At 65.7% G+C, this 16,865-nt stretch carries 7 protein-coding genes; 1 reads left to right on the top strand and 6 read right to left on the bottom strand.

All coding sequences use genetic code 11. The features are described 5' to 3' along the window. Positions 1-10: 10 nt before the first annotated feature. The 3 genes from ACH413_RS43965 to ACH413_RS43955 form a co-directional block, all read right to left on the bottom strand. Positions 11-10,321 (bottom strand): amino acid adenylation domain-containing protein, encoded by a 10,311-nt coding sequence (locus ACH413_RS43965; protein WP_360047627.1) that lies wholly within the window; start codon positions 10,319-10,321, stop codon positions 11-13. 139 nt (positions 10,322-10,460) lie between these two features. Next, positions 10,461-11,144 (bottom strand): FMN-binding negative transcriptional regulator, encoded by a 684-nt coding sequence (locus tag ACH413_RS43960; RefSeq protein ID WP_360047625.1) that lies wholly within the window; start codon positions 11,142-11,144, stop codon positions 10,461-10,463. A gap of 19 nt (positions 11,145-11,163) precedes the next feature. Then, positions 11,164-12,519, bottom strand: a complete 1,356-nt coding sequence (locus ACH413_RS43955; RefSeq protein ID WP_360047624.1) for a SidA/IucD/PvdA family monooxygenase — start codon at positions 12,517-12,519, stop codon at positions 11,164-11,166. A 213-nt stretch (positions 12,520-12,732) separates the two neighbouring features. On the opposite strand from ACH413_RS43955, the gene ACH413_RS43950 reads away from it, so the two are divergent. Then, positions 12,733-14,019 carry an MFS transporter gene (locus ACH413_RS43950; RefSeq protein ID WP_360047622.1) on the top strand — a complete coding sequence of 429 codons (1,287 nt, stop codon included), beginning with the start codon at positions 12,733-12,735 and terminating at the stop codon, positions 14,017-14,019. 134 nt (positions 14,020-14,153) lie between these two features. Here the strand turns inward: ACH413_RS43950 and gntD are convergent, their stop codons facing one another. The 3 genes from gntD to ACH413_RS43935 all read right to left on the bottom strand — a co-directional run bounded on the left by gntD (position 14,154) and on the right by ACH413_RS43935 (position 16,836). Continuing rightward, the gene (gene gntD / locus ACH413_RS43945; RefSeq protein ID WP_360047621.1) at positions 14,154-15,185 is read right to left on the bottom strand and encodes a guanitoxin biosynthesis L-enduracididine beta-hydroxylase GntD; all 1,032 of its coding nucleotides are present in this window, start codon (positions 15,183-15,185) and stop codon (positions 14,154-14,156) included. 16 nt (positions 15,186-15,201) lie between these two features. Next, positions 15,202-16,320 carry a capreomycidine synthase gene (vioD, locus tag ACH413_RS43940; RefSeq protein ID WP_360047620.1) on the bottom strand — a complete coding sequence of 373 codons (1,119 nt, stop codon included), beginning with the start codon at positions 16,318-16,320 and terminating at the stop codon, positions 15,202-15,204. 195 nt (positions 16,321-16,515) lie between these two features. Next, complete coding sequence (locus ACH413_RS43935) at positions 16,516-16,836, bottom strand: hypothetical protein (RefSeq protein WP_360047619.1); 321 nt, start codon at positions 16,834-16,836, stop codon at positions 16,516-16,518. Positions 16,837-16,865 lie beyond the last annotated feature (29 nt).

Genomic DNA, 16,865 nt, shown 5'->3' with positions numbered 1-16,865 from the left:
TGCGGAGGCTTCAGCCGGACATCAAGGCCGCGTCGAGGTGCCGGGCGATCTCCGCCAACGGCTCCGGGCGGGCGAGGTCCCAGTGCCCGGCGTCGATCGGATGCACATCGATGCGTCCGCCGACGAACGGCCGCCAGTCCGCCGGGTCACTGACCCGTCCACGGGTCGCGGTGAAGATCAGCACATCGCCGCCGAACTCGGCCGGTGTGTATCGCTGCGCCAGTCGAACGCTGTTCGCCAAGCTCGCCAGCAGGTCGGCTGTCTGGTCATCGGTCAACGCGTCGGGAGACAGGGCGACGCCGACATCGCTCGTCAAGGCGTGCGACAGCAGCCGTCGGAGGTCTCCTTCGTCGAACTCCTCGTCGGGCACCGCAGCCCCGGGGTACGCGTCCAGGAGAGCCAGCAGGGCAACACGTTCGCCCTGCCGTTCCAACTGGGAAGCGATGGTGTGGGCGACCTGCCCTCCGAACGACCACCCCATCAGCTGGTACGGACCCGCAGGCTGCACCTTGCGGATCTGCTCGACGTAGTCCGCTGCCATCTCCTCGATCGATCCTGGCAAAGGCTCGTTGCGGCCCAGCCCGCGAGCCTGCAACGTGTGGACGGGCTGGTCGGCGTCCAGATGGCTCAGCAGACCGGAATAGGCCCAGCCCAGTCCGCTGATCGGATGCACGCAGAACAAAGGTGTGCGTCCGCCGTGCGCACGGGGACTCCACAGCACGTCGTAGGCGTTGTCGTTCGATCCGTCCTCGATGTCGCTGAGCAACGCGGCGACGGTGGGGTGTTCCATGAAACGCCGCACCGGTATCTCGATGCCCAGGGCCGAACGGATCCGGCTGGTCAGTCGGGCGGCTGCCAACGAGTGTCCGCCCAGCTCGAAGAAGTTGTCGTCGACTCCCACCTGGGGAACACCCAGGGTCTCGGCGAAGAGGGCGCACATCGTCTGCTCGCGCAGCGTCGACGGTTCGCGGCTGGTGCCCACGTGGGGATCCGGATCGGGCAGTGCCGACCGATCGAGTTTTCCACTGCTGTTACGCGGAAGTTGATCCAGCACCATTACGGCGGACGGAATCAGCGCCGATGGCAACCGGGTGCGCAGATGCTCGCGGATTCGGCCAGGCGACGGGGCTTCCGCGACCGCGACGACGTAGGCGAACAGGCTGTCGCCACCGAGCCGGTCGCGTCGCCGCACGACGACGGCCTGGGCGATCCCGGGTACGAGCAGCAGCGCCGACTCGACCTCCGATGGTTCGATGCGAACACCGCGTATCTTGACCTGGCCGTCCGCCCGGCCGGCGAATTCCAGTGCGCCGTCGCGGTACCGCCCCAGGTCTCCCGTGCGGTACATGCCGCTCCCCGGTAGGCCGAACGGGTTGGCAACGAAGCGCTCGGCGGTGAGGCCCGGCTTCCCTAGGTATCCCCTCGCAAGACCAGGCCCTGCGATGTAGAGCTCGCCGATCACACCGGGTGGGACCGGGCGGAGTGCACTGTCCAGGACGTAGACGCGGTAGCTGGGGAACGGACGGCCGATCGGGACCGGGCGTTCATCGCCAGATGGCTTGCACGGGCCCATGGTCGCCACGAACGACTCGGTCTGCCCGTAGAGGTTGACGACGCGGTGCCGCGCCGCCCAACGCTCGACCAGAGCCGGAGGCATCTCCTCGCCCGCCACTACAACGGTCAGGTCGTCCGGCACCTGAGCCGGTGACAGCGCTGCCAGGACGGAGGGCGTCATGGTGGCGTGGGTAACCGCTTCGCGCTTTAGCAACTCGGCGGTCGGCTCTCCCGGCATGCGTTGCTGCTCGGTAGCGACGATGAGCGTGGCCCCCGACAGCAGTCCCATGCACAGCTCCCACACCAGGACGTCGAAGGTGAGGGAGGACAGCTGCGCGATGCGACTTCCAGAACCGACACCGAGTTGCGCCAGCTGACCGGCGATGACGTTCGAAAAGCTGCTGTGGGTGACCACCACGCCCTTGGGACGGCCGGTCGAACCGGATGTGTGGAGCACGTAGGCGGGGTGTTCGAGTCGCAGCGGCGAGTGCCGCTCGGAGTCGACCAGCGACGACGATTCGGCGCGAGCGACAGCTCGCTCGGTTCCTGGCGTGTCCAGGACCAGCACCTGGGTGTGTCCGGGCAGGTCCGGCAGGCGCGTTTGCGCATCGGCGACGGTGAGCAGAACCCCAGGTCGCACGTCGTCGATCAGGAGCCCCAGCCGCTCCGCCGGGTGCTCGAGATCGAGTGGCATGTACGCGGCACCCGCTGTGAGCACGGCCAGCATCGCGACAACGAGGTCGGCGGAACGCGGAAGGGCCAGCGCCACGAAGGTCTCCGGGCCGGCGCCGTGCCGGATCAGCACGCGGGCCAGGCGGTTCACACGTTCGTGGAGTTCCCGATAGGACAGTTCATTGCCGTCGCACCGGATCGCCAGGGCGTCGGCCTGCAGACCGACCTGTTCCTCGAACAGCGCGGGCCAGGTCCGCAGAACCGCCGCTGGTGCGATGTCGTTGAACTCGGTCAGGACGTGGTGCCGCTCCTTCTGGGTGAGCAGGTCGATGCCGTGGATCGGCCGCTCAGGTTGGTCGACGACGGCGGCGAGCAGCCGCACGAAGCGGTCGACGAGATGGTGCACGGTCAAGGCGTCGTACAGGTCCGCCCGGTAGTGAACACGTCCGAGAATGCCGTCTGCGGTACCGGTGGGGCCGTGCTGTTCAGTCATCGTGAGCAGGAGGTCGAACTGAGAGTTGCCGGTCTCGACAGGGGTCTGCTCAACAAGTAGGCCCGGCATGGAAATGTCCGCCTGCTGGTTGTTCTGCAGCACGAGCATCACCTGGAACAACGGATGCCGTGCCAGCGATCGGGCCGGATTGATCACTTCCACCAGTCGTTCGAACGGCAGATCTTGATGCTCGTAGGCGGTCAGGCAGGTTTGCCGGGACCTGGCGAGGAGTTCCTGGAACGTCGGCGCCCCAGATACGTCGGTGCGCAGGACCAGGGTGTTGACGAAGAAACCCACGAGCTCGTCGAGCGCCTCGTCGGTCCGGCCGGCGATGGCAGTACCGATCGGGATGTCGGTGCCCGCGCCCAGCCGGTTCAGGAGCGCGACGAGCCCGGCCTGCAGCACCATGAACAGAGACGCGTCGGATCGCCCAGCAAGCGCGAGCAGTCCGCGGTGCAGTTTCGGCGTGATGGCGATCTCGGCTGCGCCGGCTCGCCTGGCGGTGTCCTGGCGCCGGGGCCGGTCGGTCGGCATCGCGAGTTCGTCGGGAAGGTCCCGCAGTGTGTCCTGCCAGTGGTCGAGTTGCCTGCGGATCGTGCTGGACGTGTCGGTCTCATCGCCCAGGACAGCGCGTTGCCACAACGCGTAGTCGGCGTACTGCACCTGAAGTGGTGCCCAGTTGAGCTCGGATCCGGTGAGCCGCGCCGCATAGGCTTCTGAAATGTGGCGTGTCAGCGGTGCGGCCGACCACCCGTCGCAGGCGATGTGGTGCAGCACCAGCGTGAGTGCGTGTTCGGCGGGGCCGACCGTGAACAGCCGGGCGCGCAGTGGGATCTCGGTTGCCAGGTCGAATCCGTCCGCTGCGAAGGCAGTGAGCGCCGCGCCGAGTGCCTCTCGATCCGGTAGGTCCACAACGGACAGTTCAAGGGTCGCGGAGCCGGTGGCGAGCACCTGTTGACACGGCTCGCCGTTCGCGTCGGGAAACACGGTCCGCAGGCTTTCGTGGCGGGCAACGACATCGGCGAGTGCCGCCCGCAGTGCGGCTACGTCAAGCCGGCCGCGGAGCGTGACCGCCAGTGGAACGTTGTAGGCAGCCGTGCCTGGGTCGAGCCGGTTGAGGAACCACAACCGGCGCTGGGCGAACGAGAGCGGTGCCAACGCGGGTCGGGGTGAGGCCACCAGAGGTGGCCGGAAACCGGTCTCGTGATCCAGGTGGTGGGCCAATTCGGCGACGGTGGGCGTCTCGAACAACATCCGCATGGACATGTCGACACCTAGTGCGGTGCGGATCCGACTCACCAGGCGGGTAGCGAGCAGTGAATGTCCGCCCATCTCGAAAAAGTTGTCATGCCGCTCGAAAACGGGCAGGCCGAGGACGCCCGCGGCCAGCTCGCAGAGCAGCTTTTCCTTCTCCGACTGTGGTTCGCTGTGCTGCGCGTCGCGGTCGAGCTGGGGGTCCGGGAGTGCCTTCCAGTCGACTTTCCCATTGACGGTCAACGGCAAAGCCTGCAACGCGACGACATGCGACGGGACCATGTACTCGGGGACGAGGCCTGCGAGGAACCGCCGGAGCTCGGCGGTATCGATGCCTGTGTCCGAGTGGCGGCCGACCACGTACCCGACCAGCTGCTTGTCGCCCGCCTGCGATGTACGGGTCGTGACGGCGCACTCGGCGACTGCGGGGTGCCGCCCCAGCGCGGCCTCGACCTCACCTGGTTCCACTCGGAAACCGCGGATCTTGACCTGATCGTCGGCACGCCCGAGGAACTCCAGCACTCCGTTGTGCCAGCGGCCGAGATCACCCGTGCGGTACATCCGGGATCCTGCCGGGCCGAACGGATCGGCGATGAAACTCTCGGCGGTGAGCCCCGGTTTCGTGACGTATCCCCTGGCGAGGCCCGCGCCGGCGGCGTACAGCTCACCGGGGACCCCTTCGGGCACGGGTTGCAGCGCCGAGTCGAGAACGTAGAGCTGCCGGTCGTTCATCGGCCGGCCGATAGGTATTGCGCCGTCGGGTGGTGCGGACGACCGCATGGAATGGCTGGTGCAGGACAACGTGATCTCGGTCGGCCCGTATGTGCTGGTCACCGTGATATCGGGGTTGTGCGCCAGCACGCTGCGAACGGCGGCAGGCGACACCAGATCGCCACCGGTCCACACCTCGCGCACCGCCGCGAAGGCACTCGGTCGCATTTCGGCCATCAGCCGGAACAGGCCTGCCACAAAGAGCACGCCGGTCACCCGCTCGGTGACGAGTATCCGCTCGTACTCATCGACGTCGGGTTCACCAGGTGGCGCGATCACGATCGTGTTGCCGGTGAGCAGCGGTGCCCACAGCTCGAACGTCGACGGATCGAACGCGTGTGGCGAGTGCAGCAGTACCCGTTCCTGACCGCCGTTGTGCCAGCAGCGGTCGAAGGCGAGCTCGAGCACGTCCCGATGGGTGATGCCGATGCCCTTGGGTACGCCGGTCGAGCCGGACGTGTACATGACGTACGCCAGCTGGTCGGAATGGATGAGGACACCAGGGTCGGTGAGAGGATCCGCGGCTTCGGCCTCGTCGTCGACCAGAAGCACGCGTACGCCTGGGATGGATGGCGGCGGGGTGACCCGGTCGGTCAGCATGATGGCGGCGTTGGTCTCGCCGGCGACCAGAGCCGTCCAGGCGGGCGAATACCTCCTGTGCACTGGAACGTAGGTTCCGCCTGCCTTAAGCACCGCCAGTGTGGACACCACAAGGTGTTGCGATCGTTCCAGCGCGATGAGCACCGAACTCTCCGGACCGACTCCGGCGCGGATCAGCCGGTGAGCGAGCCGGTTCGCCTGGTCGTCCAGCTCGCGGTAGGTGACGGATCGGCCGTCGGCGCGCAGGGCGACCGAACCGGGAACCCTGGCCACCTCGAGGGCGAATCGTTCGGTGATGGTGCTGGCGGTTCGCGGGTCCGCGCCGGCGGTGTCGTTCCACTCGCGCAACACCTTGTGCAGTTCGTCCGGCGTCTGCAGCCCCGCCGTGTGAATGGAAGCGTCCGGGTTGGCCGCGGCCCAGGTCAACAGACGCACGAAGCGGTCGGCTACCGCCCTGGCGGTGTCCTCGTCGAACAGGTCGAGAGCGAAGACGAGATCGCCGTGAATCCCGCCCGGCAGTCCTTTCGGGGTGTGCCGCTCGGTCATGTTGATCGCGAGGTCGAACTTCGCGGCGGGTTCACCGACCGGTCCTGTGGTGATGCGCAGGCCGGGTAGCTCGATGGCCGGCTGCGGCGAGTTCTGCACCGCGAGGAACACCTGGAACAAGGGGTGCCTGGCCAGCGAGCGTTCGGGCTTCAGCAGTTCCACCAACTGCTCGAAGGGCAGGTCCTGATGTTCGAACGCGGCCAGGTCGACACTGCGGACACGGTCGAGCAGCTCGCGAAAACTCGGCCGTCCCGAGGTGTCGACTCGCAGCACCAGCGTGTTGACGAAGAAGCCCACCAGGTCTTCCAGTGCCTCGTCGGTCCGACCGGCGACCGGTGTCCCGATCGGAATGTCGGTGCCTGCGCCGAGCCGAGTGAGCACCGCGGTTAGGGCTGCCTGCAGCACCATGAACATCGTTGCCCCGGCCTCCCTGCCCAGGGTCATGAGCGCACTGTGGAGTTCGGGCTCCACCACCAGTGGCACGGATCCGCCGCGATGGGTGGCCACCGGCGGCCGGGGCCGATCGGTGGGCAGGGTGAGTTCCGGTGGCGCTCCATCGAGTTGCCCGGTCCAGAAACGGATCTGGGCGCTGCCCAGTGCGGTGGGCGAGCCGTCGCCGAGCAGGCGCTGTTGCCAGGCCGCGTAGTCCGCGTACTGCACCGCCAGTGGTTTCCACACAGGTGGATGTCCGGCGCTGCGTGCCGCGTACGCCGCGATCAGGTCCTGTGCGAGCGGCCCGAGTGACCAGCCGTCCGCAGCGATGTGATGCAGGACCAGCGATAGCACGTGGTCGTTCTCGCCGAGTGCGAACAGCCTCGCTCGTAGTGGAAGGTCGTGGGTGAGGTCGAACGCCTGCCGCGCGTTGGTGTCCACCGCGGCGGCAAGCTCGTCGGCGGTGACCGTGGTGGTCGTCAGGCGTGGCCGGTCAGATCCAGATTCGGAGATCGCTTGCCACAAGGTGCCGTCCGCGTGGCCGATCCTGGTGCGCAGGACCTCGTGGCGCTCGACGACATCGACGATGGCGTCCGCCAGTGCCTCCACGTCGAGCGGGCCGGTCAGGTGGAGCGTGAGCGGAATGTGATAAGCCGCACCCGCGTCGCCCATCTGGTGAAGCAACCACATGCGTCGCTGGGCAAACGAGACGGCGGGCTTCTCCGGCCGTGCCGCACGGCTGATAGCGGGGCGTCGGCGTTGGGTGGTGTCGAGGAGCTCGGAGAGCCTGGCCACCGTCGGAGCCTCGAACAGTGCGCGAATCGGCATCTCGACGCCGATCGCGGCCCGGATGCGGCTGACCAGTCTGGTCGCCAGCAGGGAGTGCCCGCCGAGGAGGAAGAAGTCGTCGTCGATGGTCACCGCCTCGCGGCCGAGCACCGCGGCGAAAACACCGCACAGGATCTCCTCGCGTGGCGTTCGCGGTGGCCTTCCATCGCCGGCGGTGCGGTACACCGGTGCCGGGAGCGCGCGGCGGTCGAGTTTTCCGTTGGGAGTCAGCGGCAAGCTGGGGAGGACGGTGAACGCCGAGGGCACCATGTGCTCGGGCAACTCAGCGGTGACCTGCAAGACGATGGCGTCCAGGTCGATCGTCCGGTTGGCCGCCACGAGGTAGGCGACCAGGCGGCGGTCTCCGGGATGATCCTCTCGTGCGATGACGCCGACCTGGGCGACGTCGGGGTGCCTGGCGAGCACCGCCTCGACTTCCCCCAGTTCGATGCGGAATCCGCGGATCTTCACCTGGTGGTCCGCGCGGCCGCTGTACAGCAGAGTTCCGTCGGGAAGCCAACGGACCAGGTCGCCGGTGCGGTACATCCGGGAACCGGGCGGACCGAACGGGTCCGCGACATACCGCTCCGCGGTGAGTTCCGGACGGTTGGCGTAGCCGCGTGAGACTTGTGCTCCTGCGGTGTACAGCTCCCCGAGCACTCCGATCGGGACCGGCGCCAGCAGTCCGTCCAGGACGTACGCGCGCGAGTTGGGTGCTGGTCCGCCGATGGGCACCATCGCGGGCCACAGCGACACGTCGGGAGGCAAAGTGTGCGCGGTCGTCGCTCCGGTCTCCGCGGGCCCGTAGATGTTGTGAGCACGCCGCCCTGGCAACTTCCGATACGCCTCACGTACCTGTGCGCTCGGTGAGAACGCCTCGCCGCCCTGCAGGACGTCGGTCAACGACATGAGGTCGCTGCCCGCCTCGCTCGCGGCTTCGAACAGCGCCTCGATGGCCAACGAGGGAGCGAACAGCTCGTTGACCTGCTTGTCGTCGATCCAGGCTGCGAGTTCGTCGCCATTGCGGCGTGTGCGTTCGTCCGGGATCACAAGGGTCTTGCCCGCGACGAGGGTGGTCAGCATCTCCTGCACGGTGAAGTCGAACCCGATTGCCAGGAACTGCGCGGTCCGGGTACCTACCCCACCGGGCAACTGGTGGACGTGCCAGGTGAGCAGGTTCACCAGCCCGGCTGTCGACATCAGCACGCCCTTGGGGCGTCCGGTCGAACCCGACGTGTAGACCAGGTACGCCGGATTGAGGGGGTGCAGCGGCGAGTTCCTGTCGGCGTCGGTGAGGTTCGACGCGGGGCGCGCCGCCACCTCGGTGGCGACCTCGACACGGTCGAGAACCACCAGTCCGTCGCCTCGAACGCGCTCAGGCAGCTCTCCCACCAGATCCTCGGTGACCAGAACGCAAGCCGGATCGGCATCCTCGATCATCAACGCGATGCGCTCAGCCGGATATGCCGCGTCGATCGGCAGATACACGGCGCCCGCCTTGAGCACCGCCGTCAACGCCACCGCCATCAACTCCGAACGCGGCAGCAGCATCGCGACCACCTGTTCGGGGCCGGCACCTCGGTCGACGAGCGCACGCGCGAGCTGGTTGGCGCGTCGGTTGAGGTCGTCGTAGGCCACCTCGACGTGTCCACACTCGACCGCGGGCCGGCGTGGGGTCCTGGCCACCTGAGCCTCGAACATCTCCGCCGTGGTCACGGCAGGGACCTCGCAGCCGGTGTCGTTCCACCCGTCGATCACCAGATGGCGCTCGGCATCGGTGAGCAGGTCGATCCGGTCGATGGCGTGGTCCGCATCAGCTGCCACGATCTCCAGCACGCGTACCAGATGCCCTGTCAACCGTTCCACCGTGCCGTGATCGAACAGGCTGGTGCTGTACTCGACGAAGCCCCGCACCGAACCGTCGGGGTCTCCCTCGATCAGGTTGAGGAAGAGGTCGAAGCGCGACGTCGCCGTCGCCACCGGTTCGGCGACGACCTTCATTCCGTGAAGGGCGATGTCCCGCTGCGGTGTGTTCTGCACCCCGAGCATGACTTGGAACAGTGGCGAGTGGCTCAGCGAACGGTCCGGACGCAGCTCCTCCACCAGCTGTTCGAAGGGCACGTCCTGGTTCTCGTACGCCTCGAGCGTGGTGTCCCTCGTCCGGCGGAGCAGTTCGCGGAACGTCGGTCGGCCGGACAGGTCGCCGCGCAGCACGAGAGTGTTGACGAAGAACCCGATCAGCGATTCCACTTCGGACTGCGTCCGGCCGGCGATCGGCACTCCGACACACACGTCGAGCTGGCCGCTGTGGCGGGACATGACCACCTGGAACGCGGCCATCGCGACCATGAAGAACGTCGCGTGCTCTCCGTTTCCCAGGGCTCGAAGTCGCGCGACCAGATCCGTGGGCAGCTGGAACTCGTGTGTGGCGCCTTCCAGTGAGCGGGTAGCTGATCGCGGCCGGTCCGTCGGCAGAGCGAGCATTGGCGGACTTCCGGCCAGCTTTTCGCGCCAGTACTGCTGTTGCCCGGCGAGCAGTCCGTCGTGCAGTAGTTCCTGTTGCCACCTGGCGTAGTCGCCGAACTGGAGCGCGAGCTCGGGCAGCGAGGTCGGAACACCGTTCGCGAACGACCGGTACAGCTTGGACAGTTCTACGAAGAAGAGCCGAGCCGACCATCCATCGAACACGATGTGATGGAAGGTCAGGCACAGCAGGTGTTCCTCTTTCGACACCTGGACAACGGCTGCCCGGAAGAGCGGTCCGCCCGAGAGGTCGAACGGTTTGCGAACTTCGGCCTCGGCCCACTCGCGAGCGAACTGCCTGCGACCGTCGATGGAATCACCAACCGCCTGGCACACCGGGATGTCGGTGACCAGGTGCTCGGACACGACCTGCAGCGGAACGTCGTCAGGAGCGATGAACGTCGTGCGCAGCACCTCGTGCCGCCGGACGATCTCCCTCAACGCACGGCGCAGATGCCCGATGTCCAACTCGCCCTGCAACCACAAGATGTAGGGCATGTTGTAGAAGGCGCTCTCCGGTGTCAGCCGGTCGAGAAACCACAGCCGCTGCTGGGTGAAAGAGGCGGGCAGTACCAGCCCCGCAGGCATGCCGGAGGGCGCCGCCGCGGCACTCACCTTCTCGACTTCCTGGTCCGGTGAAACAGACATGCGCATCCCATCGTGCCGGAGGGCCTGGCTCTCGCGATTCGAACTGGCTGGAACTTGTCAGTAGTTCACCCGTGAATCTGCAGCAATGCGGTTTGCACGGAACTCGTGCGGACCACAGTTCTGTTGAGCTACTCCAGCATCACGAGTTTTCCAATAATGTCGATGCGTCCGACCGAGATGCACACTGGGTGAACTGGGCCATGAGTTCAGCTAATTCAAGGTGACGACTCGACTGGCGCCGGGAAAAAGACCCGCAGACGCTCTCTCTGACCTCAGGGTCCGAATCCTGACTAAGCTTGAACATGCCCTCGGCGTGCAGGACATCGATGCGGAACGCACCCACCGCGGGCAGAAGCGTGTGAAAGTAGTCCAGCGAACTCGTCATGTCCCAGCCCGCACCGAATGCACCTTCAAGCGTTCGCACGGTCGCCGTCACTACTTCCATCGTCTGTTCGGCGGAGTCGAGCTTCCTGAGGATTCCATGCACGTGCACAGAAGCGAAGTTCCAGGTGGGCGCGGCCGGCGTGACGCCGTGAACAGTCGGCGAGACGTAGGCGTGGGGGCCCGTGAAGACCACTAGGACCCGGCTTTCGGCCGGAAGCGACGCCCAGTGCGGGTTCGCGCGATTCATGTGTCCGAACAGCGTGGCGCCCGCAAGCCGGTGCGATGACTCTGCCGCCGGATCTAGGATGATCGGTAGATGAGAGGCGAAAGGGCTGCCGTGAGCGGGACCGTTGGCGACGAGCAACGCCAGCGGATGACCGCGAACCAACTCGTACGACCACGATCCGTCCGGATCGCGATATTGACCTGGCACGAACATCAGGCAGACCTCCTTTCGACTAGCCGTGGCTCGAGAAAGCCTCAAGCGACTCGGACGACACACGTTCCGCGAGCAGTGAGCTCAGAATGTCGCCCGCCCGGACGGCCACGTTCGACAGCAACGAAGAGGCAAGCCCATGACTGTGTTCCGTCGGGCCCTGGACGTAGATCCCGCACCGCACATTCGCCGCCGTGGCGACCCGGTAGTTCAGCTCGGTTCGGAGGCGATTCTCACTGTCGCATTTGCACAACTCCGCAGCTTGGCCGAGAACACGAAGTGGATCAGCTGGCCGATATCCGGTTGCATACACGAGCACGTCCACGTCGACCGAGGTGACATCACCGGAGGGCAGGTACTGCACTTCGACCTGCACGCTGTCGTAGCCAGGCAGCACGGCAGTCACCTTGGACATGTTGAGCAGGTGCAACCGACGCTGACCGCTGACCTTCTCCTGGTAGTGCGAGGCGTACAAGCTGCGAATGAGGTCTGTGTCGACAACCGAGTAGTTGGTGTTGCGGTGGTAGTCGAGCAGCATCTCCTTGATCTCGGCCGGCGCGTTGAAGAACACCGGGACCGTCGCGGGATCGAAGATGCCGTTCGCGAACGGACTGTCGTCGGCGGGACTGAACCCGAACCGCGAGAACACCGAGTGGACCTCGGCCTCGGGAAAACGGCGGTGCAGGCACTCCACGGTCTCCGCGGCGCTCTGCCCCGCTCCGACGACCATGAATTTCGACGCGGATCGCACAGTTTCGCTGCTGAGCCTGTCCATCAACTGACCGTTGTGCCAGATGCGATCTGATTCACTCATGGCCGCAGGCATCGAAGGCGTGAGGCCGGTGGCCACCACGACGTTCCGGCCGCGGAAAACAGCGTCGGTCCCCGAACCATCTTCGGTTGTCGCGACCACGTCGAGGGCGACCACGTCACCGTCTTCGACAACCGGCCGAACATCGGTGACCAGGCTGCCGTAGCGGACGTCGCCCGCGATCCTGGCAGAGGCCCACTCCAGATACCGGTGAAACTCCAGCCGGCTGGGAAACAGCCGCTGATGGTTCGTGAAGTCCACCAGGCGGTCGTTGTCGGCCAGGAAGGAGACGAAGCTCAGGTCACTGACCGGATTGCGGAGAGTCACCAGGTCCTTGAGGAACGAGATCTGCATCTGCGCGTCCTCGATGAGCATTCCTTTGTGCCAGCCGAACTTCGTCTGCTTCTCGACGAACACGTAGGACACTTGGCCTGCGGGCTCCACGGACCTGTTGTGCTCGTCGATGGCAATGGCAAGTGCCAGGTTCGCCGGCCCGAAGCCGATACCGACCACGTCGTAGACGGCGCCGGAGAGGGTTCGCCCCGACTCCGTTTCCTGCTCGTCCATCTGAACCCTTTCAGGCGATCGATTGGTTTGGGCGCGTTCAGCTGCCAGGAACAACCGGACAGCGTCTACTTCGCGTGATTTTGGGCGTGCTCTTCCTGGCGATTCACCTCTATCGTGAATCACCGCAAGCGACCATCGCGAACGCTACAAAATAGCCCCAAATTGCCTAGTCCGAGTTGACCTAATCAAGCCGACGGGCCTAGCATCCGAACGGTGACCGATAAGACGCGATCCACGATTGCGAACTCCTCCGGAAATTCTCCCGACGCAACTTCGGACGCCGCGCGACGCAACTTCGGCGTGCTTTGGCTGGGACAGGCGGTGAGCCTGCTCGGATCGCAGATCACGATCGTGGCCGTGCCGCTGCTGGCCGTCCAGGTGCTCGGCGCCGGACCTTCCCAAATCGGGTTGCTCCAGGCATGTGGCAGCGCCGCGTTCGTCCTGATGGGCCTCCCGGCCGGCCCGCTGGTCGACCGCGTCCCCAAGCGGCGCATCCTGCTGACGGTCAACCTGCTGAGCGCCGTGCTGATCGGCGCACTGGTGTTCGCCCACCACATCGGCGCGCTTGCCCTGCCGTACCTGTACGTCTCGACGCTGGTTCTCGGCCTTTGCGCGGTCGTAGCGGGAGTCGCGTTCCTCAGCGTCGTGCCGGAGGTTGTGTCCGGAAGCCACATTGTCGCGGTGTCCGGACGGCTCAGCGTCGTGCAGACCGTCGCACAGGTCGTGGGCCCCGCCGCAGCCGGTTTCCTGATCGGTGTTGTCGGCCCTGCGGACGCATTGATCTTCGACGGACTGAGCTTCGTGATCGCTGCTGGATCGATCGCACTGCTCCGGATCACGGTGTCCGAACCGGCGGCGCCTCCCGCCAGGGAGCGGATCACCACGCTCATCGGTGAAGGCATCCGCTACGTCACGCGTACTCCGCTGCTGCGCTCCATCACACTCGCCTCGGCGGCGTCCATGCTCTTCGGCGCAGTCTGGCAGGCAGCGCACATCGTGTTCCTGGTCCGCACCCTGCACGCCAGTTCCCTGGTCGTCGGCCTGGTGATCGGCCTCTCCGCGGTCGGCGGTGTACTCGGCGGCCTGACCGCTCCAAGGCTGTTCCGCCGTTACGGCCGGGTGGTGTTCCTGCGGTGGGCGATGCCGGTCTCCAGCGTTCCCGGACTGCTCATGGTCGCCGCACAGCCAGGCTGGGCCGTTCTGCTGGTCGCGGCGGCTGACTTCTTCATGATGTTCGGGGCCATTCTTTTCAACGTCGCGCAGACCAGCGCCCGACTGGCGGTGTGTCCGCGTCCGATGCTCGGCCGTATGAACGCCACCATTCGCACGGCGGTGTGGACGGCGAGCACCGTGGGTTCCCTGGCAGGCGCCGCGCTGGGTGCGGTGTTCGATCCCCGTGTGATCATCCTTGTCGGCATCCTCGGCACAATTGTGGCCACCGCCGCATGTGGCCTGCAGCGGGTCGGCGACGTCCCGGACGAGCCGGCCGATGTGAGCTGAGCCCCGTCGCATCGTCTCCTCCAGGAGGTACCGAAGCCCGCGTTGCGCAACGGCCCCTGGGCACACCAGGTTCTCGGCAGAAGACATGCGAGATTCCAATCCAACTCGTCGATCGGGAGTTGTGGCGCAACGGCTCAGAAGATGACGCGCGCTGACGCGGCGGCCCTGGCGGCACGCGATTTGCGCGGGTCACGCGCGACGTTGATCCGCTTGAGCCATCGGTCCGTTCCGTCGAACCGCGCCTTGAACGGCTTGCGCCCGTGCACGGTCTTGTAGTTGTCGATGAAGAGCACGTCTCCCGGTCGCAGGCTGCAACCTGTCATCACGACGTCGATCTCGTCGATGATCGTCTGGAGTGCGGCCGACGCGTCCTCGTCGAGCACGGAGGTGTCCATGAAGTACGGATCGAGCCGGACGTAGGGTGAGTCGGGGTGTCCGAAAAGGACCTCGATGCGCTCGGGTTGCTCATCCAGCCTGGTGATCCACTCATAGCTGCGCTGGAGAAGTTCCTCGGTACCGGGAATCGTGCGTGCGTCGGCGGACTTGTTCCGCGGCAGGTGTGAGTGGTCCGGTCGAATGGGATAGCGGGGCTCACGCAGCAGCCGGCTCGTTTCGTCGTCGAGCTTCACGTCGTCGATCACCGCGTAGGTGGTCTCGACGCCGTCCGGATTGCGCAGGCACATCAGACCGACGTAGTCCGTCCGCAACGGGTGGAAGGCGTCTTCCGTGTGCCAGGTGAGGAGCTGTTCGCTGCCGGACCCCAGCTGCTCGTTCTCATGTCCTTTGATTGGAAAGATGTCGTGCATGAGGTAGCCGTTCTGCTGCGTGGCCCACCCGATCGGGTCCCCGAGCAGACAACCGCACAGGAAGAAGAAGATCTCTTCCTCCAAGGTCGCGGGGTTGTCCTTGCAGTCCTTCCAGTGAGCGGGCGTGGGGCCGATGCGCGACTGGTCCACCTGGTACCCGCCGACCACGCACACACCATCCGGCTCTTCCAGACGAAACCTGTTCAACCCGGTGCGCAGCGTGCGAGGAAGCTCATGCGCGAAGGTGGTGGCCTGTGCGAGGAACTCGGGGTCTTCCACGGAGCCGTACCTGCCGGCCAGCTCGCGCACGAACGTGCGGACGGCCGCCACGTCGTCGGCGGCCAGATCCACTCGAAACATCTTCCACTCCTCTTTCTCAACCGGCCGACTTGTTCCGCAGTACGCCGCCCACCACGTCCAGCCCTTGAGCCAGCGTTTTACCCGATCCGCCGAATCCGAGGCGGACCCTGCCGGGGCGTTCGAACGCCTCACCAGGCACCAGAAGTACGCGGTGGTCATGCGCCAGCTCGCGACACAGCGTCACGGTGTCCGCGCAACCCTTGATCCGCGGAAAAGCAGTCACACCGCCACGAGGTGCGGCGAAATCGACGAGATCCGCGTGCTCTGCGGCCCATCGAATCAGCAGCTCGCGATTCTCCCGAGCTTGCGTCAGCCGCATTCCCACAAGCTTGTCCGCGTGCCTGGCGACCTGCCTGCCGAGAAACTCGATGAGCGGGGAGAGGTGGAGCGTCATCCGGTCACGGAGATGCACCATCGCGGCAAGTACGTCCGGATGCGCTGTGCACCAGCCGAACCTCAGTCCCGGCAACCCGTACCCCTTCGAAAGGGTGCCGATGGAAATGGCGCGGGCGTAATCGTGGGTGGGATCACGCAACGGGTCGGCGTCGTAGACAAGATCAGCGAACGCCGCGTCCCACACGAGATAGGCGCCGGCTTCGTCAGCCAGGTCGATCAGTTCGCCGCGCTGCGCCTCCGTGATCGTCGTCCCGGTCGGATTGTGCGGGAAGTTCACGACGATCGCCTTGGTCCGGCTGCTGATCAACTGCCGCAGCTCAGCCAGGTCGATCGCGAAACCTTCGTTTTCCCGCAGCTTCCACGGCACGACGCGGCTACCCAGGGACCGCGCGATCGAGGTGTGCGAGTGGTAGACCGGCTCGACGGCGATCAGCTCGTCACCGGGCTCGAGCAAGCTGCTCATCACGAGGTAGATGGCTTCACTCGCGCCGTGCGTCACCATCACCCAGTCGCTGTTGCCGTTCCCCCACCGATCAGCGACCGCCGCGCGGAGTTCATCCCCTCCGAAGGAACTGCTGTCACGGAGAACAATGTCGTCCAGTTCTCCAACAGAAATTCCGAGCAAGGAACGCAGTTCACGGAACGAGAAGTCCTGCACACCACTGCTACCGATGTCGAAGTCGACGTCGAAGTAGTAGTCCCGCATCCAGTCTTCGAGCAGGGAAGATTCGAACTTCATTTTCACCCCCAGGCGGTCGCATTCTTCTGAAATCCCGCAAACGTTGCGACCGATCGACTCTCACACGAGGTTTGAACTTGTGTCAAAACCCGCACTTGAACACCTGACACACGCACAGGGGAACGTGAGCTCCTGCGCCGCGCAGAATCACCGTCTGAATCGACTTCTTAGACGTCAGCGGTCATCAGGTCCTCGTCACGGTTCGACCACCGTCAGACGGCCCGTCCCCCGCATGGTCTCAACGTTCAACTCCGCAACGCACCGCACGTCCACCTGGTTCAACCGCAATCCGCCCGTGAGGCGCACGACGGCCGCCTCCCGATCGAGGTCGTTCGCGGCGTGGTTCACCGCCTCGTCGTCGAGCCGCACGCCCAGCTCGGTGCCTCCCCTTGTGCCTTCGAACTCAAGCAGCAAGTAGCCGCGGCCGAGGCTGCCGCGCAGTTCGTCGACAGACCCGATCCTGCTAGCCGTGATGTCGTGTTCCGCCGTGCAGAGTTGTTGGACCAGTGCATCCATGTGACTTCACTCCAATGTTCGTCTCAAGT

Source organism: Lentzea sp. NPDC020367 (assembly GCF_044387305.1).
GTDB lineage: Bacteria > Actinomycetota > Actinomycetes > Mycobacteriales > Pseudonocardiaceae > Lentzea.
Note: the sequence above shows the minus strand (reverse complement) of the source record. Positions and strands in the feature narration are given on the sequence as shown.

What these genes read in the sequence shown, in the direction of transcription:
- vioD (WP_360047620.1), bottom strand. Translation starts at nt 16,320, where the DNA reads ATGAAGTTCGAATCTTCCCTGCTCGAAGACTGGATGCGGGACTACTAC.
- ACH413_RS43965 (WP_360047627.1), bottom strand. Translation starts at nt 10,321, where the DNA reads ATGTCTGTTTCACCGGACCAGGAAGTCGAGAAGGTGAGTGCCGCGGCG.
- gntD (WP_360047621.1), bottom strand. Translation starts at nt 15,185, where the DNA reads ATGTTTCGAGTGGATCTGGCCGCCGACGACGTGGCGGCCGTCCGCACG.
- ACH413_RS43955 (WP_360047624.1), bottom strand. Translation starts at nt 12,519, where the DNA reads ATGGACGAGCAGGAAACGGAGTCGGGGCGAACCCTCTCCGGCGCCGTC.
- ACH413_RS43960 (WP_360047625.1), bottom strand. Translation starts at nt 11,144, where the DNA reads ATGTTCGTGCCAGGTCAATATCGCGATCCGGACGGATCGTGGTCGTAC.
- ACH413_RS43935 (WP_360047619.1), bottom strand. Translation starts at nt 16,836, where the DNA reads ATGGATGCACTGGTCCAACAACTCTGCACGGCGGAACACGACATCACG.